Genomic DNA, 20,054 nt, shown 5'->3' with positions numbered 1-20,054 from the left:
AGAGGTGTGTGTTAAAATTATTTTTTAGTAAAAAGAATAATAAAATTGTTGGTGTCAATAAAAAATACTTTATCATCATAAATTTTGAATAAAACAGTTTTGTTTACATCTGCTTCAGCATATACATCAAGGTGTTTTTTGTCTTTTGGAATTGTAATTTTAAGTAATTTATAGATTGAGGATAAATTTGTAGAATACTCAAAATTAACTAACCTATTTTTTGTGTCAATAATTATTTTTGTAGGGTAATAAATTTTCTCGCCTGTTTTTATAAAATCTCCATTTTCTTTGAGAGCAATTTCTGTTGCATAAATGTTTTTTACAAAAATAGGCTCCTGTGCTCCTGCTTTAAAAGCAAATAGCAGTATAAGTATAATGAGTAGTTTTGTTTTCATATATAGTGAATTTATCATAATCACAAATTAACTCAAAAAAAACATCTAGGTTTCTTGTGTTTAGTTCTTAATTATGTATATTTGGTTCTAAATAAGAATTTTTATGAAAGCTGTAGGAAATAAAATCAGAAAAATACGCGAGTTAAAAGGTTTTACTCAAGATTATATGGCATCTCAATTGGATATTTCGCAACGTGCTTATTCTAAATTAGAAAAAGAAGAAATTAAACTGGATTGGCAACGCATTGAAAGAATATCAACTATTTTAGAGATAGACCCTATTGATTTGGTTTCTTTTGATGATAATCTGGTTTTTCACAATTCTACACAGTCTGGTAAAATAAATACGATCAACAATCATTTCCCTAATGAGTTAAAACAATCTTATGAAGACCGCATTAAACATTTAGAAGATGAAGTTGTTTTTTTAAGAAGTTTGATAAGTAATAAAGAAAATTAATTTTTGAGGTAAACAAAAAAGCATCAAGATTTTCACTTGATGCTTTTTTATAATTACTATGCGAAACCACATCTAGTGCGGTTTGACAAGGATTTTTTTATAATCTTAATACGCTCTGGCGTCTTTCCCTTCCACAAAGTTCATAAACGCTCGGTTCACAACGCGGTTTCCGCCTGCTGTTGGATAATTTCCGGTAAAATACCAATCACCCAAATTATCCGGACAAGAAATATGTAAATTCTCTACCGTTTGAAACATTACTTTTAAATCGGCTTTTACCGTTTCTGGGTGCAACATTTCAGAGATTTTATCAGAAATTTCTTCGTCGGTAAACGGCGCATAAATTTCTTTTACAAAATTCACCACTTCTTCATCGGGCAAATTTTCTTGCTTTTTACATTTCTGATACACTTCATCAATTACATGATACATGTTACGATCTTTCAACAATTCTAAAGTGGCGTTAAAAGCAATCAAAGTTTCCATTTTTGCCATGTCGATTCCGTAACAATCGGGATAACGAATTTGTGGAGCCGATGAAACTACGATGATCTTTTTAGGATTTAATCGATCCAACATTTTTACAATCGATTTTTTCAAGGTAGTTCCGCGCACAATACTGTCATCAATCACAATCAACGTATCGGTTGGTTTCACAACGCCATAAGTTACATCATACACATGTTCCACCATATCATCGCGGTTGCTGTCGTCTGTAATAAACGTGCGCAATTTGGCATCTTTTATGGTGATTTTTTCTGAACGGATGGTTTTTGATAAAATTTCGTTTATTTTTTCAGGAGACAATTCATCTTTTAAAGCTAAAATTTGTTCGGTTTTTTGCTTATTTAAAAATTCTTGTGCCCCTTCCACCATTCCAAAATAGGATACTTCGGCGGTATTAGGAATATAAGAGAACACGGCATTTTCTACATCGTTGTTCAATTCCTTTAAAATCATAGGCATCATGGTTCTCCCCAACATTTTTCGTTCTTGGTAGATCGATGCATCATTTCCGCGAGAAAAATAAATACGTTCAAACGAACAAGCTTTTCGTTCCAAAGGATCTAAAATTTGTTCAAAAGAAACCGCACCATTTTTCTTGATAATAATTGCTTTTCCGGGATCTAATTCTTTAATATCGGTAAAAGGAACATTAAATGCTGTTTGAATCACCGGACGCTCTGATGCTACGGCAACAATTTCATCGTCTTCGTAATAAAAAGCGGGACGAATTCCTGCCGGATCACGCAACACAAATGCATCGCCATGCCCCAACATTCCTGCCATTGCAAAACCGCCGTCCCAGTTTTTAGATGCTCTGCGCAAAATACGTGCAACGTCTAAACGCTCACCGATTACTGGTGATGCATCTTTTTTAGACAAGCCTTCTTTATCGCGAACATCGAAATACAACTCTTCTACTTCATCGTCTAAAAAATGACCAATTTTTTCCATCACCGTCACCGTATCTGCCATTTCCTTTGGATGTTGCCCCAAACGCACCAAATCATCAAACAAAACCTTTACGTTGGTTAAGTTAAAGTTTCCGGCCACAATAAGGTTGCGATGCATCCAATTGTTCTGACGCAAAAATGGGTGCACGCTTTCTATGTTGTTTTTTCCGAAAGTTCCGTAGCGTACGTGCCCTAAAAACACTTCCCCTAAATAAGGTATGTGTTTTTTTAGTGCATCTACATCGTTTGCCAACTCGGGCATTAATTCCAATTCTTCATTGATACGCCCGTTTATTTGTGCAAAAATATCTTGAATAGGCGACGTTTTGTTAGAACGCACTCGGCTAATGTAGCGTTCGCCTGGTTCCATATCTAGCTTAATGCTTGCCAAACCCGCACCATCTTGTCCGCGGTTGTGCTGTTTTTCCATTAGCAAATACATTTTCTGAATGGCATAAAAGCTAGAACCGTATTTTTCTTTGTAAAAAGAAAGCGGTTTTTTTAATCGTAAAAATGCAATACCACATTCGTGTTTTATAGCGTCGCTCATATATGTTGTGTGTTGTTGTTAAACCAAAAAAAGCCCACAATTTGGGCTTTCTGTTGTTATTGTGTTAGTTCTATATCGAACTGTGTTAACATTTTAAATTGTTGCAAACGTGCGTTTACTTCTTCTTTTTCTAATTGCTCCATGCGCTCGGTTCCGAATTTTTCAACACAGAACGATGCCAAATTGGAACCGTGAATAATCGCGTTTTTCATGTTGTGGAACGAAACAATTCCTTGCTGTGCTAAATAGCCTGAAAAACCACCAGCAAACGTATCGCCTGCTCCGGTTGGATCAAACACTTCTTTCAAAGGCAGTGCCGGTGCAAAAAACACTTGGTCATTGTTGAAAAGTAAAGCGCCGTGTTCACCTTTTTTAATCACCACGTATTTTGGTCCCATTTCGTGAATAATTTCTGCTGCTTTCACCAATGAATATGCTCCTGAAAGCTGGCGTGCTTCTTCATCGTTAATGGTAAGCACATCTACACGTTTTAAAACTTGTTTTAGTTCTTCCAAAGCACAATCCATCCAAAAATTCATAGTGTCTAAAACAACTAATTTGGGTTTTGCGGTTAACTGATCTAAAACACTGATTTGAATGTTTGGATGCAAATTTCCCAGCATGATTACATCAGAATTTTTAAAATCTTGCGGAACCACCGGATTAAAATCTGCCAAAACATTTAATTGTGTATCCAACGTATCGCGCGAATTTAAGTCGTTGTGATACAAACCACTCCAAAAGAATGTTTTGCCATCTTTTACTACTTCAATTCCAGAAATATCAATATTTTTGCTTGATAATAAATCTAAATATTCTTGCGGAAAATCGTTCCCAACTACAGAAACGATGGCTGATTTTACATTAAAATGTGCGGCTGAAAGTCCGATGTAAGTTGCAGCACCTCCAAGAATTTTGTCGGTTTTGCCAAAAGGTGTTTCAATCGCATCAAAAGCAACCGTTCCTACAATCAATAATTTGTTCATATAGTTGTTTGTAAATGATGATGCAAAGATAATACGAAACCTACGAATACGCAAACCTGTTTGTTATTCATTAACATAGATTAATCATTGTTTTCTTCATACCATTCATCAATCAACAATTTAGTTTCTTTTGATGCCTGAACCGCCAAAAAATCGCAGCGTTCGTTCATTGGGTGGTTGTTGTGCCCTTTGATCCATTGAAAGCTCACTTTATGTTTGCGGTACACTTTTAAAAATCGTTGCCATAAATCGGGATTTTTCTTCCCTGCAAAGCCCTTTTTTTCCCAACCAAAAACCCAACCTTTTGCAACAGAATCTACCACATATTTAGAATCAGAAACCACCAAAACCGTTAAATTGTCTTTTGTTAATGCTTCTAATCCCACGATTACCGCCAACAATTCCATGCGGTTGTTCGTGGTTGTGCGATATCCTTTTGATAGTTCTTTGTAATGTTTGGTGTTGTTTAAATGAAGGATCACACCATATCCACCCGGTCCCGGATTGCCTCGTGATGAACCATCGGTATATAAAAGAATTTCGGGCTGCATGTAATTTAGTTTGTTGCAAAAATACAATTCTATTTTGGCATTTTTTTTGTTAGTTTTGATAAAAATTTCTTTATGAAAACACTTCTAACACTCATTACACTTCTAAGTTTTTCTTTAGGCAACGCCCAATATTTGCAAAACGACACCATTTATTTTGATATACCAAATGATACCATTGCCCGACTTTGGGACAGCAATGATTACAATCACACCGATATCGATCTAAAAAACAAACGAATTATTAACGATTATTATGTTTTTGAAGAGGATCTTATTTTTGCGGTTGATGATTCTTTATCGTTTGAAATTGGCAGTTACAAAAGAAACGATTTGTATTTGGAAAAACACTACAAATTATCAAAACCATTATTTAACCGATTAGAAATAACCGAAGTTGAAAGTAAAAAATCGGCAAAGATTCGCACAAAAACCGATCACCTTATTTTTGATGATCCACACCATATTTTAACCGATGTGGTGAAACTTTGGGCTACCGAAAAGTGTATTCGCCGCTTGCTGAACCGCGAAGAAGCCGAAGGTTTTATAGGGGAACTACTTATTGGTGTGGGTTCCTCGTTTTAATCATTCAGCAGCTTTTCAATCACTTTTGGAAAATGTTCATACTCTAGTTTATGTACTTTATTGGCAATATCTAAAGGGGTATCGGTTACCACAACCGGCGTTTTTGCCTGAAAAATCACAGCACCTTCGTCGTAATGTTCGCTCACATAGTGAATAGTGATGCCTGTTTCACTTTCTTTATGGGCAACAACCGCTTCGTGTACAAACGACCCATACATGCCTTTGCCGCCAAATTTGGGCAACAATGCCGGATGAATATTTATTATTTTATTAGGATACAAAGCCACAATTTCGGCAGGAAACAATAATAGATATCCAGCTAAAACAATTAAATCGGGCTTTAATTCATTGATTCTATCAAGCAAAACACCCTCCTCATTTTGTTTTTTTGTAATTACTTCGGCAGGAACATTTAATTTTTTGGCACGTTCCAAAACAAAAGCATCCTTTTTATTGGTAATGATATGAAAATTGCACAAAATATTTTTATCTCTAAAAAAACAAATAATATTTTCAGCGTTACTACCCGACCCAGAAGCCATTAAAACAATGTTTTTCATACAATTACAAAAATTTTTATTGTGTTTTAAAAATAAAATAATTAAATTAACCACCACAAAAGTCGAAAAAAATATCCAAATAAAAATTATTTTTTTAACTTCGCAGTTACAAAAACAATTAAATGTGTGGTTATAAACGAAAGTTTTATATTTTTGCCACAACAATTAAACTTAAAAAATAGAAAAGATTATGTCAGACATTGCATCAAGAGTAAAGGCAATTATCGTTGACAAATTAGGAGTTGACGAAAACGAAGTTGTAACAGAAGCAAGCTTCACAAATGATTTAGGAGCTGATTCATTAGACACTGTTGAGCTAATCATGGAGTTTGAAAAAGAATTTGATATTCAAATCCCAGACGATCAGGCTGAAAACATTGCTACTGTTGGTCAAGCTATCTCTTACATCGAAGAGGCTAAAAAATAATAACTAATAAGCCTGCGTGGTACTATTATTGCGCAGGTGTTATTATTTACCTTTTTTTGGTTAAGATTAAATTTTAGATTAAAAATCTATAAAATTATAGCAACCCAATGTTTCCATTATCCTGAAACTTGGGTTTTATTTTTTTAATTAAAAATACAAAGTATATGCAATTAAAGCGTGTTGTTGTAACGGGTCTTGGAGCATTAACTCCTATTGGAAACAATCTTCAAGAATATTGGGACGGCCTTGTGAACGGAAAAAGTGGCGCTGCCCCTATTACTTATTACGATACTGAAAAGCATAAAACCAAATTTGCTTGTGAGGTAAAAAACTTCAATGTTGAAGATTTTATCGACAAAAAAGAGGTGCGTAGATTGGATAAATTTGCTCAATACGCAATTGTTGCCAGTGACGAAGCCATTAAAGATGCTGGAATTACATTGGAAAATGTAAACAAATACAGAGTGGGCGTTATTTGGGGAGCAGGAATTGGAGGTTTGCAAACTTTTCAAGACGAAGTGATGAATTATGCCGCTGGTGATGGAACACCGCGTTTTAATCCATTCTTTATTCCAAAAATGATTGCTGATATTGCTCCGGGACACATTTCTATGCGAAATGGTTTTATGGGACCAAATTACACTACCGTTTCTGCATGTGCTTCTTCGGCAAATGCATTGGTAGATGCTTTCAACTACATCCGTTTAGGAATGTGTGATGTGATTGTTTCAGGTGGTTCAGAAGCAGCTGTAACCATTGCAGGTATGGGCGGATTTAACTCTATGCAAGCATTATCAACCAGAAACGAAAGTCCGGAAACCGCTTCAAGACCATTTGATGCTACTCGCGATGGATTTGTTTTAGGCGAAGGTGCAGGTGCTTTGGTATTAGAAGAGTACGAACATGCTGTTGCTCGTGGTGCTAAAATCTACTGCGAAGTTGGCGGTGGTGGTTTATCTTCTGATGCGTATCACTTAACTGCGCCACATCCTGAAGGAATTGGTGTTATTGCCGTAATGGAAAACTGTTTGCGCGATGCCGGTTTAAAACCAGAAGACGTGGACCATATCAACACACACGGAACTTCAACACCGCTTGGAGATGTTGCCGAATTAAAAGCAATTAAAGCAGTTTTTGGCGATCATGCTAAAAACATCAACATCAACTCTACTAAATCAATGACTGGTCACTTATTGGGTGCTGCTGGTGCTATTGAAGCAATTGCTTCTATCTTGGCGATGCAAAACGGAATTATCCCTCCAACGATTAACCACACAACGGTAGATGAAAATATCGATCCATCATTAAACCTTACTTTAAACAAAGCACAAAAACGCGATATTAAAGTAGCCATGAGCAATACTTTTGGTTTTGGTGGGCACAATGCTTGTGTTTTATTCAAAAAAATATAAAAAACAAACCGTGAATTGGCTTAAAAAAATAATATCAAAAAAATCCCCTATGAACAATAGTGGGATTTTTTGTTCTGCCATCACCAAAATAATCGGGTACAAACCCAAAAAAATCATATTGTTTGAAACTGCGTTTACCCACAGGTCTTTAAACAAAACCACCCTTACAGGCGATGCGCTTAATTACGAACGTTTAGAATTTTTAGGCGATGCTATTTTAGGCTCCGTCATTGCTGCTTTCTTATACAAAAATGCCCCAAAAGGCGATGAGGGCTACTTAACACAAATGCGCTCCAAAATTGTGAATAGAGCGTATTTAAACAGCGTTGGCAAAAAGCTGCAATTGATTCATTTAGTGCGATCTAAAGCTAATGTAGCCAATTTTGGAGATAACATCAACGGAAATCTTCTAGAAGCTTTAATTGGCGCTATTTATATTGATGCCGGATTTGCCGTTTGTGAAAAATTCATCTATAAAAACATTTTAATAGATTTTAAAGATTTAGGCTATCTGGAAAACAAAATCACCAGCTACAAAAGCTTATTCATTGAATATTGCCAAAAAAATAAATGTACGTTTAGGTTTGAAAACTGCGAAGACAATGGCAAAGACCCAGTAAAACATTTCTGCATAAAATTATACTTCAACGATGTAGAAATTGCACGTGCACGTGCAACCAGCAAGAAAAAAGCAGAAGAAAAGGCTGCCCAACGGGCGTTTTTTGCATTGCAAAAAGAAATGCAGTAATTGCTAGAAGCGTTAAGCACTATTTTCGCAAACAAAAGCCACTACTCCATCTCGCACTTTATTATGCATAAAAAGCATTTTTTTGATGTTTTTCAGCAATTCATTTTGTTTTCCGCTAAAAAACAATAATTTAGCGATACATAAAAACAAAATCTTATGAAAAACACTCTGCTTTTTTTAGTTACTATCGCATTGTTTATTTCTTGTAACAAAGACGACCAAGCACCACAAAAAGCAGCACCGCAACAACAAATACCACCCCAACAAACAGCTCCGGGAATGAAAGGAAAACCAAAACCAGCAAACCAACCACCAGTTCAACGTTGCGATATTTCGGTTGGTCAACCATTACCATAATTAAGTTTTAGGCTTTAGCTATAAGACAGATTTATAATTATAACCTGAGAGGTTTTAAAAACCTCGTATGTTTTTTTGTTATATTATATGCATTTAAAAAAAATATTCGGATATCTTTTTATAGTAATTGCAATTGTTTTTACTTTTACCTTCATTGCACTTCTGCCTCAATTTATGAAGGTATTATTTACTATGTTTAAAGCTGAATCTAATAGTTATGAAATTGGACACAGCGTAGGACACATTGCTTTTTCGGTTAAACCGTACTTTTATGGAGCATTGGAATTCGTTGGACTAAACAACCTTAACAAGGGTAATTTTCAACTTCGCTTGCGTTAGGGATTGCAGCGGCATCCTTTTATCGGTGGCTGAGGCACTCGAAGCCCCGATAAAAGATATAGCGAAAAGCCCGACCGGCTCACTAAAAAGCCGGGAACGCCTAAACACAAACATCTTTAGCAATATGAAATTATAGTTGTTGGGAAACATCTACTCTATCTATTAAAAGTATTTAAGCTTTTTATTTTAGCGAATTAATTAAACTGTTTGTACAAAACACTATCTTTATAGACCTTATTCATATAATCTGATAACATTTTAATTACACAAGCGATGCGTTGGTCGTTAAAGCAAAATCCCGATTCTCAAATAATTCAGCATTTAAAATCCACATTAAATGTAAGTCCGCTTATAGCTACATTGTTGGCGCAGCGAGGTGTGGACTCTTTTGAAAAGGCCAAAAAATTTTTCCGACCAAACTTGGCAGATTTGTACAATCCGTATTTAATGAAAGATATGGATAAAGCCGTGGAGCGAATTGAAAAAGCTATTAAAACCAACGAACGTATTTTGGTTTTTGGTGATTATGATGTGGATGGAACTACGGCGGTTGCATTGATGTCTTCGTATCTGAAAAGTTTTTATCCTGATGTGGACACCTATATTCCCGACCGCTATGCCGAAGGTTACGGAATTTCAAACCAAGGAATCGACTATGCCGAAGACAACGGAATTTCGTTGATAATTGCGTTGGATTGTGGTATAAAATCAATCGATAAAATAGAATATGCCAACCAAAAAGGAATTGATTTTGTAATCTGTGACCACCATTTGCCCGGCGATGAGGTTCCAAATGCGGTTGCGGTTTTAGATCCCAAACAAAAAGATTGCAATTATCCGTTTAAGGAATTGTGCGGTTGTGGTGTGGGTTTTAAGTTGATACAGGCTTTGGCAGCAAACCGAGGCGAAACCATTGAAGATTTAATTCCGTATCTAGATTTGGTGGCAACAGCCATTGCAGCCGATATTGTGCCTATTGTAGATGAAAATCGAATTTTGGCTTATTTTGGTTTGCAGGTGATCAACAGCAATCCGCGACAAGGTATTTTGGCAATGAAAAAACAATTTGCCATTAAGGAGTTCACCATAACCGATGTGGTTTTTAAAATTGCTCCGAGAATTAATGCTGCCGGACGTATAAAACATGGTAATTATGCGGTTCGATTACTCACAGAATTTAATTTAGAGGAAGCCATTGAGTGTGCCAAAGAAATTGACGAATTTAATAACAACCGGCGCGTTTTAGATCAACAAATCACCGAAGAAGCCTTGCAACAGATTCTTGAAAACAAGGAAGAAAACACTTACACATCAGTTGTTTATCATGAAAGCTGGCACAAAGGTGTGATTGGTATTGTGGCTTCCCGTTTGATTGAAACCTATTATCGTCCTACGTTGGTTTTTACGAAAAGTGGCGATTATCTGGCTGCTTCGGCAAGATCTGTTAAAGGTTTTGATGTGTATGAAGCATTAGAGAAATGTTCAGAACACATTGTTCAATTTGGTGGGCACATGTATGCAGCGGGTTTAACGATTAAAGTTTCTGAATACGAAAATTTCAAGGTGAAGTTTGAAGAAGTTGTGAAATCAAGCATCACAATCGAACAAAAATCAGAAGAAATTGAGATTGATGCCATAGTTGATTTTAACGAATTTGACGAAAAAACACTTCGTATTTTGAAACAGTTTGAGCCGCATGGCCCTGGAAACATGACGCCTGTCTTTTTTACATCGAATGTTTTTGATACAGGAAATGCGCAATGTATCGGTAAAAATAACGAGCATTTACGAATGTTTGTAAAGCAAAATCACACCCAAGCTTTTCCTGCAATTGCCTTTAAAAAAGGAGATATGATTGATGCCATTCGCAATTTAAAATTGATGAATTTGGTGTATTCATTGTCGGAAAACCATTGGAAAGATAAAATTTTTGTTCAATTGCAAGTAAAAGATATCAGAACCCAATAAATTCGTAGAAAACTATTCAAATTATTACCTATTTTTGCAACTGCAAATTTTTAATCTTAAAACAAATTTATCTATGAGAGTAGCTGTAGTTGGCGCAACCGGAATGGTTGGCGAGGTCATGCTGAATGTTTTGGCTGAACGTAATTTTCCTGTAACAGAATTAATTCCGGTGGCATCTGAAAAATCGGTTGGTAAGGAAATAGCTTTTAAAGATAAGAAGTATAAGGTGGTAAATTTGCAAACAGCCGTTGAAATGAAACCCGATGTGGCATTGTTTTCAGCAGGTGGAGAAACATCGCTGGAATGGGCACCAAAGTTTGCCGAAGCGGGCACAACTGTAGTCGATAATTCATCGGCTTGGAGAATGGATCCCTCCAAAAAATTAATTGTTCCAGAAATTAATGCAAACGAATTAACCGCAACCGATAAAATCATTGCCAATCCAAACTGTTCCACTATTCAATTGGTAATGGCGTTGGCTCCGTTGCATAAAGAATACAAAATTAAGCGTGTGGTTGTATCAACCTATCAGTCGATTACCGGAACGGGCGTAAAGGCGGTTCAGCAGCTAGAGAATGAATACAAAGGCGAAAAAGGCGAAATGGCTTACAAATACCAAATTCATAGAAATGCGATTCCTCATTGCGATAGTTTCTTAGATAACGGTTACACCAAAGAAGAAATGAAACTGACCAACGAAACCAAAAAAATCATGGGTGACGACAGCATTAAGGTTACGGCTACGGCAGTTCGTATTCCGGTTGTTGGCGGGCACAGTGAAGCAGTGAATATTGAGTTTGAAAACGATTTTGATGTAAATAAAGTACGTGCTTTACTGCAAAATACACCGGGAATTATGGTACAAGATAATTTAGATACTTTTACTTACCCAATGCCGTTGTACGCGCAAAATAAAAACGAGGTTTTTGTAGGAAGAATCCGACGAGATGAAAGCCAAGAAAACACTCTAAATATGTGGATTGTTGCAGATAATTTACGAAAAGGAGCAGCAACCAATACCATACAAATTGCCGAATATTTGTTAGAAAACCAATTAATAGGTTAAAATATGTTAATCCCATATAAAAAACTCTTGATTCGTCAAGAGTTTTTTTTCCTTATACAAGCCTAAATATTTTATAGAATTAACTATTTTTTTAAGATTAATGAAATATGTTTGTCACTTCACACTTTTTTTAGTTGCTCTTTAAAAAATTCACTACGTCTTCTGTCCACTGGTTTCGGTATTTTTTCAAATAGTTTTCGTGACCAGCAGATGAGTAGGTCTTTAATTTTTTAGACCCTGCTAAATTATTATATATTTCATCGATTTCTTTTTTACTGACATTTTTATCCTTTTCACCAAACAAAAGCAACGTTGGGCAGCTAATATGTTTCGCATATGTAGCTGGGTTGTGGCTAAAAGCCCAAAAATTATTTTGTACGCCACCCCAAAAAACTAATAACCCTGCCATTGGAAATGTTGGAACATTCATATTAGAAAAACGTGCAGCCACAGTATCATACATTGTTCCAAAAGGACATTCAAGGATTATTGCTCTTGGTTGCATATCATAATCTTTAATGGCTTTCATAATAGCTACTGCCCCCATTGAAGTGCCAAAAAGATAAATTTCCTTTTCTCCTTTTGATACAAGATAATTGTATGCGGTTTTAACTTGTTCGGCTTCTTTAAAACCAATTGTTGTTGTGTTTCCCTCAGAACCACCACTTCCCATAAAATCAATAAGAAATGTATTGTAACCTAAACTATCAAAAATTGCAGCTTTATCAAGCATCGATGACTTTTCACCGCCGTATCCATGAAATAGAATTACCGTTCCTAGTGCTGCTTCTACGGGGCAGTACCAACCTTCCACTTTTTTATTGCTTTGTAATTGAACCGTTTTAAATTTTAGAGGTTTTGTATCGTTTGTTGGTCTTGGATTATTTACACCAAAAAATAGTATCTTTAATTTTTGATTGAAACTTAATTGATCTGGCCTTTGCGTTTTTTCGAAGTGGGCATCTGAAAAGTGCGTAAATTTATAAGAATGAACAATTGCTATTAAGTTCATCACAACAAAAACAATAATAGCACCCCATCTTAGTTTCTTTCCTATTTTCATTATTCTTATTTTTCAAAAAAATATATTCAATGGTGAAATGTAGGAAAAAAATCGATCAAATGAAAGTTGTTGATTTATTTAAAAATCACACCTCATTAACCCTTCTTAAAGGAATCAACAGGCAAAGGAACAAAGTCGGTTTCGCCGGGTATTTTAGGAAATTTCTGCTTTTGCCACATTTCTTTAGCTGTTTCTATTTTTTCTCGAGAAGAAGAAACAAAATTCCAATAAATAAATCGTTCTTCTGGAAGAGGTTCCCCACCAAACAAATAAACTGTTGAACCGGCTGTAATTTCAAATTCACATAAATGGGCATCTTTCGTAATAAGTATTTGTTTAGAACCAAAATTGGTATCATGATGGGTTATGTTTCCTTCTAAAATATACAAGCCGCTTTCCCCATACAATCGGTCTTTTAAATGAACTGTTTGGTTTTTGTTGGCTTTAATCTCTATCATATACAGTTTACTATACACGGGAACCCCCGACTTTTTGTCTTCAAACTCACCTGCTATCAACTTAAAATCTAAATCATTTTCTTGCCAAACGGGTAAATCCTTAGCTTCAATATGCACAAAATTGGGGTCCATATCTTCTAAATGCTTTGGTAGGGCAATCCAAATCTGCAAACCGTGCATTGTTTTATCAATTGTTCTCATAAAATCGGGCGTTCTTTCGGAATGCACCACACCTCTACCGGCAGTCATCCAATTCACAGCACCAGGCTCAATCACAATATCGTTACCCAAACTGTCTTTATGCTTCACAGCACCTTCAAATAAAAAAGTCAACGTGGATAAACCTATGTGCGGATGAGGTCCCACATCTAAATTTTCATCGGCTTTCATTTGGGCAGGTCCCATGTGATCGATAAAAACAAATGGCCCAATGTGCCGTTTTTGTCTAAATGGCAATAATCTTCCAACTAAAAAATTACCGATATCGGCTGCTTTTTCTTCAAAAATAAAATCTATGTTTGACATGTTCTTTAAAATTCTTTTCATAAAGATACCAAAATTCAGCGGTATCATTTGTTAATCTGTATTAAGATTAGGTACAAGGTTTTAATAAATCTACAAAAAGCATTAATTTTGCATAAAATTTCATGGAATGATTAAAATAGGAAAAATAGAATTGCCCGAACATCCGCTTTTATTAGCGCCTATGGAAGATGTGAGCGATCCGCCTTTTCGCCGTTTATGCAAAATGCATGGTGCTGACATGATGTATTCAGAATTTATTTCTTCAGAAGGGTTGATTCGTGATGCCATGAAAAGTAAAATGAAATTAGATATTTTTGATTACGAACGCCCAGTTGGTATTCAAATTTTTGGGGGTGATGAAGAAGCGATGCAACTTTCAGCAAAGATTGTAGAAACCGTACAGCCCGATTTGGTAGATATTAACTTTGGATGCCCGGTAAAAAAAGTAGTTTGCAAAGGTGCAGGTGCCGGTGTTTTGAAAGATGTTGATTTAATGATTCGGTTGACCAAAGCGGTTATCAGCGGCACCAACTTGCCTGTTACAGTTAAAACACGATTAGGCTGGGATGAAACATCGATAAATATTGATGAAGTGGCCGAACGTTTGCAAGATGTGGGTGTGCAAGCTTTAACCATTCACGCCCGAACTCGTGCACAAATGTATAAAGGACACAGCGATTGGACACATATTGAACGAATTAAGAACAACCCACGTATTAAAATTCCGATTTTTGGTAATGGAGATATTGATTCGCCCCAAAAAGCAAAAGAATATAAAGAGCGTTTTGGACTAGACGGAATGATGATTGGGCGCGCTGCAATTGGTTATCCTTGGATTTTTAATGAAATAAAACATTACTTAAACACGGGTGAAATTTTGGCTCCGCCAACAATGAAAGATCGCTTGGAAGCTGCAAAAAACCACTTGATTTGGTCGATGGAATGGAAAGGGGAACGCTTGGGAATTGTAGAGATGCGCCGCCATTACACCAATTATTTCAAAGGCATTCACGGATTTAAAGCACATCGTCAACGGTTGGTTACAGAAGATGATCCGAGCCAGTTACTTAAAATTTTCGACGAAATTGAAGATTTTTATAAAGATTATATAGTGGAACTATTATAAAATGTCTCGATATTTAAACTTTGCCAAAGTTTGAAACTTTGGCAAAGTTGTTTAAAACTCTACCGTTTAACTGCTTCACAGCAGTTGATTAACACAAATTACTGTGGTTCACACCAATTTATTTCACATTTTACAACAATACAAAATACATTATACAGAAGAACAAAACTATTTCTTCACCATCTTCTTAACCGCTGTGCCTTGATGGGTTTGCAAATGCAACATATACGTGCCGCTTGCTAAGTGTTCTACGTTTAATTGTATTTCGGTTTCGTTGTTGTAGTTTTGGGTGCTTAATTGCTTGCCTGCCACATCATACACCGTGATTTGCTGTATTTGCATATTTTCGGCGTTGGTGATGTTTACCACGCTGCTTGCTGGGTTAGGGTATAAATTAAATTTTTCTGCCAACTGCTCGTTTAAGCCAACTGTTACAACAGGCACGGTATTTTGTGCCGATATATTTATATTATCAAACCTTGTGGTTGTAGCATTTACTGGGACAACATCTGGATATTTAGATTTAAGAAACATTAACTCTACAGGGCTGTCATCATGCTCTACACCGCTTAAATCAAAATTATAACCGGCGTTTTCTACCACCGTATAGTTTATAGAAGGTATGCTAAAATATATTTTATTGCTGTTATAATCTATATAAACTTCTAAAGTAGTCCACGTATTAACAGGTAATTGAATAGGGGTTTTGTTTAACATAAAAACCGACCCTACAGCACCAATACTATTATTATTCCTATTACCAATACTACGAGAAATGTACCCCACCTCAGGGTTTATTGCATAGGTTACCAACCTGCCTTCTTTACTAAATAAATGTATACGGATGATTGTCCAGTCATCAAAACTTGTGCAAAAAACATCAAACGCCAGTTTCAACACATTGTTCCCGGGGGTACGCTGCTGCCAATAGGTTTTTAAATCGGTTCTATACAAAAAACGTTGCCAGTCTCCCACCAAGTTCATTGGCGGAATTTCTACTACATTTCCTTTATTGGGTTCGGCTATTATTTGATAATCGGTATTTGCCCCTGCAGCAGGGTTAGGGCTAAAACTACCTATTACACTTTTGGTGTACCAACCGCCTTTACCGGGTATGGCACCGGTAATATCGGTACCTACATTACCCCAGTTGTAACTGTCAAAGGTTTCATTATACAATACTTGGGCAGTTAGATTATAAACGCCTAATAAGGTGGTTATAATAAGCAGAAGCTTTTTCATAAAGAATGTTTTAACAGTTACTTATGTAAATATACGCAATCATTTTACAATTTTTTATGATAACCAAAAAAAAGCAACCCATACGAAGTGGTTGCTTTGAATATTTTTAATCTTTGCCAAAGTTTGAAACTTTGGCAAAGTTGCTTTAAAACTCTACCGCTTAACTACTTCACAGCAGTTGATTAGCAGAAACTGCTGCGGTTCACACAGATGTATTTTACATTTTACAACAATACAAAATACACTATACAGAAAAAAAACTACTTTTTCACCAGTTTTTTAACCGCTGTACCTTGGTTGGTTTGCAAATGCAGCATATACGTGCCACTTGCTAAGTGTTCTACGTTTAATTGTATGTCGGTTTCGTTGTTGTAGTTTTGGGTACTTAACTGTTTCCCTGCAACATCATACACCGTGATTTGCTGTATTTGCATATTTTCGGCGTTGGTGATGTTTACAACACTGCTTGCTGGGTTAGGGTAGAGATTAAAGTTTTCTGCTAACTGCTCGGTGGTAGCTAAAGTAGGTACCGTGTTTTGAGCTACTAAATTAATGTTATCTATTTTTGGGGTGTAAAAAGTACCATCAACATCGCCGGACTTCATGTAAAAAAACTCTAATTCAACAGGGCTGTCATCAGGCAAGGGGTTGCCCTCGGTATCTAAACCACCCAACTCTAAAGTAAATGCAATGTTTTTAACATTCGTATAGTTTAAAGTTGGTATGCTGAAATACGCTTTGTTGTTATCATAATCTATATACATTTCCACAGTAATCCAACTGCCCATTGGTGGCGGTTGCAAGGGGTTACCAGGACTTACCACTATTGCTTCTTGACTTCCTCCAAAATTAAAATTACCCCTAGAAAAATCAAAACCAGCCATAAAACGATGATGATCAGGATGATATGAAAACCTGGTCAACCCTCCTTCCTTGCTGTATAAACTTATACATATTGGATCAGATGGAGGAGTGGAACTTATATAACTATCATCTACATACAAATCAAAACTGCACTTAAAAACATTATTACCTGCCGTGCGTTGTTGCCAATAGGTGTTTAAATCGGTACGGAATAAAGTACGTGTCCATTCGCCTTTTTTGGTAAGGGGTCCTATTTGTGCAACATTCCCTTTGTTGGCCTCGGCTACAATTTTATAGTCGTTATTGGTAAGCGGCGTATTGTAGATAGGTTTATTTTCGGATTTGGTAAACCAACCGCCTACACCAGGTACCGTGCCGTTATAATCGGTGCCTATATTTCCCACAGGATAATTGTTAAAATTTTCGGTGTAGAGTACTTGGGCAGTTAAGTTATAAACGCCTAATAAGGTGGTTATAATAAAAAGAATCTTTTTCATAGTTCTACGTTTTTAACAGTTATCTATGTAAATATAAGCAATCATCTGCTATTTTTATAATGACTTACAAAAAAGCAACCAATACAAATTGGCTGCTCTGAGTGTTTTTAAACTTTGCCAAAGTTTGAAACTTTGGCAAAGTTGCTTTAAAACTCTACCGCTTAACTACTTCACAGCAGTTGATTAGCAGAAACTGCTGCGGTTCACACAGATGTATTTTACATTTTACAACAATACAAAATACACTATACAGAAAAAAAACTACTTTTTCACCAGTTTTTTAACCGCTGTACCTTGGTTGGTTTGCAAATGCAGCATATACGTGCCACTTGCTAAGTGTTCTACGTTTAATTGTATGTCGGTTTCGTTGTTGTAGTTTTGGGTACTTAACTGTTTCCCTGCAACATCATACACCGTGATTTGCTGTATTTGCATATTTTCGGCGTTGGTGATGTTTACAACACTGCTTGCTGGGTTAGGGTAGAGATTAAAGTTTTCTGCTAACTGCTCGGTGGTAGCTAAAGTGGGTACCGTGTTTTGAGCTACTAAATTAATGTTATCTATTTTTGGGGTGTAAAAAGTACCATCAACATCGCCGGACTTCGTGTAAAAAAATACTAATTCAACAGGGCTGTCATCTGGCAAGGGATTGCCCTCGGTATCTAAACCACCCAACTCTAAAGTAAATGCAATGTTTTTAACATTCGTATAGTTTAAAGTAGGTATGCTGAAATACGCTTTGTTGTTATCATAATCTATATACATTTCCACAGTAATCCAACTGCCCATTGGTGGCGGTTGCAAGGGGTTACCAGGACTTACCACTACTGCTTCATAAATTCCTCCTTCATAATTAAATCTACCCCTAGAAAAATCAAAACCGGCACGAAAACGATGATGATCAGGATCATATAAAAACCCGGTCAACCCTCCTTCCTTGCTGTATAAATTTATACGTATTGGATCAGATGAAGGAGTGGAACTTATATAACTATCATCTACATACAAATCAAAACTGCACTTAAAAACATTATTACCTGCGGTGCGTTGTTGCCAATAGGTGTTTAAATCGGTACGGAATAAAGTACGTGTCCATTCGCCTTTTTTGGTAAGGGGGCCTATTTGTGCAACATTCCCTTTGTTGGCCTCGGCTACAATTTTATAATCGTTATTGGTAAGCGGCGTATTGTAGATAGGTTTATTTTCGGATTTGGTAAACCAACCGCCTACACCAGGTACCGTGCCGTTATAATCGGTGCCTATATTTCCCACAGGATAATTGTTAAAATTTTCGGTGTAGAGTACTTGGGCAGTTAAGTTATAAACGCCTAATAAGGTGGTTATAATAAAAAGAATCTTTTTCATAGTTAACTGTTTACTCTATATATATTTTTACTCCACGAGGTTGTCTGTTAGGTTTTGGCACCCAAGGACCGGTAAGAGCCGGAATTTGAACCCACTCATCATAAAAAGGTACGGTAGTTATTTTGCGAATCCCAGTGCCGCTGCCTGGGGTAGCAGTACCGAACAACTCTCTAGACATTTTGCGATGTTGAGGATCTGGACCTGTAAACGTATCGGGATTAACAACAATTTCTTTTGTGCTTACACCACCCGGTATATCGTGATATAATAAAACGCTGCCAAAAGGCATATCTGAAAGTCCCATTGGAGACCAATCTCCATTCGCAGTAACATTATTTTCTAAGGCTAATACATAATAAGCATCGGGGTCAAAATTATACATATCGGTACCAAACTCTACTTTGTAATAAAACACTTTGCCATACGCGCGCAACAAACGTTCTTCTGCACCCGTGCCAGGAGGTGGCGGCGCAGGTAATGGATACCCTAACTGCATAGGTTGTACAATATTGTTGTTTACAATATCAAAACCAATACTGTTTAAATTATAATTAATACCAACGGGTATGTTTACTAACGGGCAATGATCTTCATCGTGGTGCACCCACAACTCGTGTGTGTACCAACCTATTCTAGGCACTTGTGTTAATACAATAGGATTTGCTTGTACATAATCGCCGTATTCATTTCCACTGGCATAGAGATTGGGATAGGCACCACTTGCCAAGTTATAAATACCTGAGGGAGTGTTATAAACACCATCATTCGCATTATCATAATATGCCAAACCTATATAAGGAGTTACCCGAACATGTACACCGTCGTTCATAGCACCGCTGTATAATTCGTACTTAACTTTATACAAGGAATCGATGTCCCATGGCGACTCATAAGAATCAGACATGCTATAAGTTGCATACTGTGAACCGGGATCAGAAGGATGCCCTGAAGCGCTTGCATGACCATTGTCCTCAAATACGCTGTCGGTTGTACATGCCGTAAGGGTTAGACCTATTACCCCCCCACAAAATTTTGCTTAATTTGCTCATAATTTCT

Annotated in this window: 21 protein-coding genes; 10 read left to right on the top strand and 11 right to left on the bottom strand. The window is 36.5% G+C overall.

What is annotated here, in order from left to right:
- Positions 1-17: 17 nt before the first annotated feature.
- A complete protein-coding gene (locus NPX36_RS06125) occupies positions 18-395 on the bottom strand; it encodes a hypothetical protein (protein WP_257500532.1) in 378 nt (125 codons plus the stop codon).
- Positions 396-498: 103 nt separating this feature from the next.
- On the opposite strand from NPX36_RS06125, the gene NPX36_RS06120 reads away from it, so the two are divergent.
- Positions 499-855 carry a helix-turn-helix domain-containing protein gene (locus NPX36_RS06120; protein WP_257500531.1) on the top strand — a complete coding sequence of 119 codons (357 nt, stop codon included), beginning with the start codon at positions 499-501 and terminating at the stop codon, positions 853-855.
- A gap of 105 nt (positions 856-960) precedes the next feature.
- Here the strand turns inward: NPX36_RS06120 and NPX36_RS06115 are convergent, their stop codons facing one another.
- The 3 genes from NPX36_RS06115 to rnhA form a co-directional block, all read right to left on the bottom strand.
- A complete protein-coding gene (locus tag NPX36_RS06115; protein ID WP_257500530.1) occupies positions 961-2,862 on the bottom strand; it encodes an amidophosphoribosyltransferase in 1,902 nt (633 codons plus the stop codon).
- Between the two features lie 56 nt (positions 2,863-2,918).
- Complete coding sequence (locus tag NPX36_RS06110) at positions 2,919-3,848, bottom strand: PfkB family carbohydrate kinase (RefSeq protein WP_257500529.1); 930 nt, start codon at positions 3,846-3,848, stop codon at positions 2,919-2,921.
- An 80-nt stretch (positions 3,849-3,928) separates the two neighbouring features.
- Positions 3,929-4,399 (bottom strand): ribonuclease HI, encoded by a 471-nt coding sequence (rnhA, locus tag NPX36_RS06105; protein ID WP_257500528.1) that lies wholly within the window; start codon positions 4,397-4,399, stop codon positions 3,929-3,931.
- Between the two features lie 72 nt (positions 4,400-4,471).
- Between rnhA and NPX36_RS06100 the strand changes: the two genes are divergently transcribed.
- Positions 4,472-4,981, top strand: a complete 510-nt coding sequence (locus NPX36_RS06100; protein ID WP_257500527.1) for a hypothetical protein — start codon at positions 4,472-4,474, stop codon at positions 4,979-4,981.
- Here the strand turns inward: NPX36_RS06100 and purN are convergent.
- The gene (purN, locus tag NPX36_RS06095; protein ID WP_257500526.1) at positions 4,978-5,541 is read right to left on the bottom strand and encodes a phosphoribosylglycinamide formyltransferase; all 564 of its coding nucleotides are present in this window, start codon (positions 5,539-5,541) and stop codon (positions 4,978-4,980) included. The two genes, NPX36_RS06100 and purN, sit on opposite strands and share 4 nt — an antisense overlap.
- Before the next feature lie 190 nt (positions 5,542-5,731).
- On the opposite strand from purN, the gene NPX36_RS06090 reads away from it, so the two are divergent.
- From NPX36_RS06090 to NPX36_RS06060, 7 genes are all read left to right on the top strand, one after another.
- Positions 5,732-5,968, top strand: coding sequence for an acyl carrier protein (locus tag NPX36_RS06090; RefSeq protein WP_007137004.1), 237 nt, complete (start codon positions 5,732-5,734; stop codon positions 5,966-5,968).
- Between the two features lie 164 nt (positions 5,969-6,132).
- Positions 6,133-7,380: a beta-ketoacyl-ACP synthase II gene (gene fabF, locus NPX36_RS06085; RefSeq protein ID WP_257500525.1), complete on the top strand. Its 1,248-nt coding sequence runs from the start codon at positions 6,133-6,135 to the stop codon at positions 7,378-7,380.
- 49 nt (positions 7,381-7,429) lie between these two features.
- Entirely contained in the window at positions 7,430-8,128 is a 699-nt protein-coding gene (gene rnc / locus NPX36_RS06080) for a ribonuclease III (RefSeq protein WP_257500524.1), read from the top strand.
- Between the two features lie 156 nt (positions 8,129-8,284).
- Positions 8,285-8,485, top strand: coding sequence for a hypothetical protein (locus tag NPX36_RS06075; protein ID WP_257500523.1), 201 nt, complete (start codon positions 8,285-8,287; stop codon positions 8,483-8,485).
- A gap of 174 nt (positions 8,486-8,659) precedes the next feature.
- Entirely contained in the window at positions 8,660-8,824 is a 165-nt protein-coding gene (locus tag NPX36_RS06070; protein WP_257500522.1) for a hypothetical protein, read from the top strand.
- 273 nt (positions 8,825-9,097) lie between these two features.
- The gene (gene recJ / locus NPX36_RS06065) at positions 9,098-10,792 is read left to right on the top strand and encodes a single-stranded-DNA-specific exonuclease RecJ (RefSeq protein WP_257500521.1); all 1,695 of its coding nucleotides are present in this window, start codon (positions 9,098-9,100) and stop codon (positions 10,790-10,792) included.
- A gap of 73 nt (positions 10,793-10,865) precedes the next feature.
- Positions 10,866-11,858 carry an aspartate-semialdehyde dehydrogenase gene (locus tag NPX36_RS06060; protein WP_257500520.1) on the top strand — a complete coding sequence of 331 codons (993 nt, stop codon included), beginning with the start codon at positions 10,866-10,868 and terminating at the stop codon, positions 11,856-11,858.
- A gap of 130 nt (positions 11,859-11,988) precedes the next feature.
- Here the strand turns inward: NPX36_RS06060 and NPX36_RS06055 are convergent, their stop codons facing one another.
- Positions 11,989-12,921, bottom strand: a complete 933-nt coding sequence (locus NPX36_RS06055) for an alpha/beta hydrolase (RefSeq protein WP_257500519.1) — start codon at positions 12,919-12,921, stop codon at positions 11,989-11,991.
- A 95-nt stretch (positions 12,922-13,016) separates the two neighbouring features.
- Entirely contained in the window at positions 13,017-13,904 is an 888-nt protein-coding gene (locus NPX36_RS06050) for a pirin family protein (RefSeq protein WP_257500518.1), read from the bottom strand.
- A 127-nt stretch (positions 13,905-14,031) separates the two neighbouring features.
- Between NPX36_RS06050 and dusB the strand changes: the two genes are divergently transcribed.
- Positions 14,032-15,030, top strand: coding sequence for a tRNA dihydrouridine synthase DusB (gene dusB / locus NPX36_RS06045; protein ID WP_257500517.1), 999 nt, complete (start codon positions 14,032-14,034; stop codon positions 15,028-15,030).
- A 168-nt stretch (positions 15,031-15,198) separates the two neighbouring features.
- On the opposite strand, the gene NPX36_RS06040 is transcribed toward dusB, so the two are convergent.
- From NPX36_RS06040 to NPX36_RS06025, 4 genes are all read right to left on the bottom strand, one after another.
- Positions 15,199-16,272, bottom strand: coding sequence for a T9SS type A sorting domain-containing protein (locus NPX36_RS06040; RefSeq protein WP_257500516.1), 1,074 nt, complete (start codon positions 16,270-16,272; stop codon positions 15,199-15,201).
- A 260-nt stretch (positions 16,273-16,532) separates the two neighbouring features.
- Positions 16,533-17,633 (bottom strand): T9SS type A sorting domain-containing protein, encoded by a 1,101-nt coding sequence (locus NPX36_RS06035; RefSeq protein WP_257500515.1) that lies wholly within the window; start codon positions 17,631-17,633, stop codon positions 16,533-16,535.
- 261 nt (positions 17,634-17,894) lie between these two features.
- Positions 17,895-18,998: a T9SS type A sorting domain-containing protein gene (locus NPX36_RS06030; RefSeq protein ID WP_257500514.1), complete on the bottom strand. Its 1,104-nt coding sequence runs from the start codon at positions 18,996-18,998 to the stop codon at positions 17,895-17,897.
- A 10-nt stretch (positions 18,999-19,008) separates the two neighbouring features.
- Complete coding sequence (locus NPX36_RS06025) at positions 19,009-19,902, bottom strand: hypothetical protein (RefSeq protein ID WP_257500513.1); 894 nt, start codon at positions 19,900-19,902, stop codon at positions 19,009-19,011.
- Between the last annotated feature and the right edge of the window lie 152 nt (positions 19,903-20,054).

It is taken from the genome of Paenimyroides aestuarii (assembly GCF_024628805.1).
Taxonomy (GTDB): Bacteria; Bacteroidota; Bacteroidia; order Flavobacteriales; family Flavobacteriaceae; genus Flavobacterium; species Flavobacterium aestuarii_A.
Note: the sequence above shows the minus strand (reverse complement) of the source record. Positions and strands in the feature narration are given on the sequence as shown.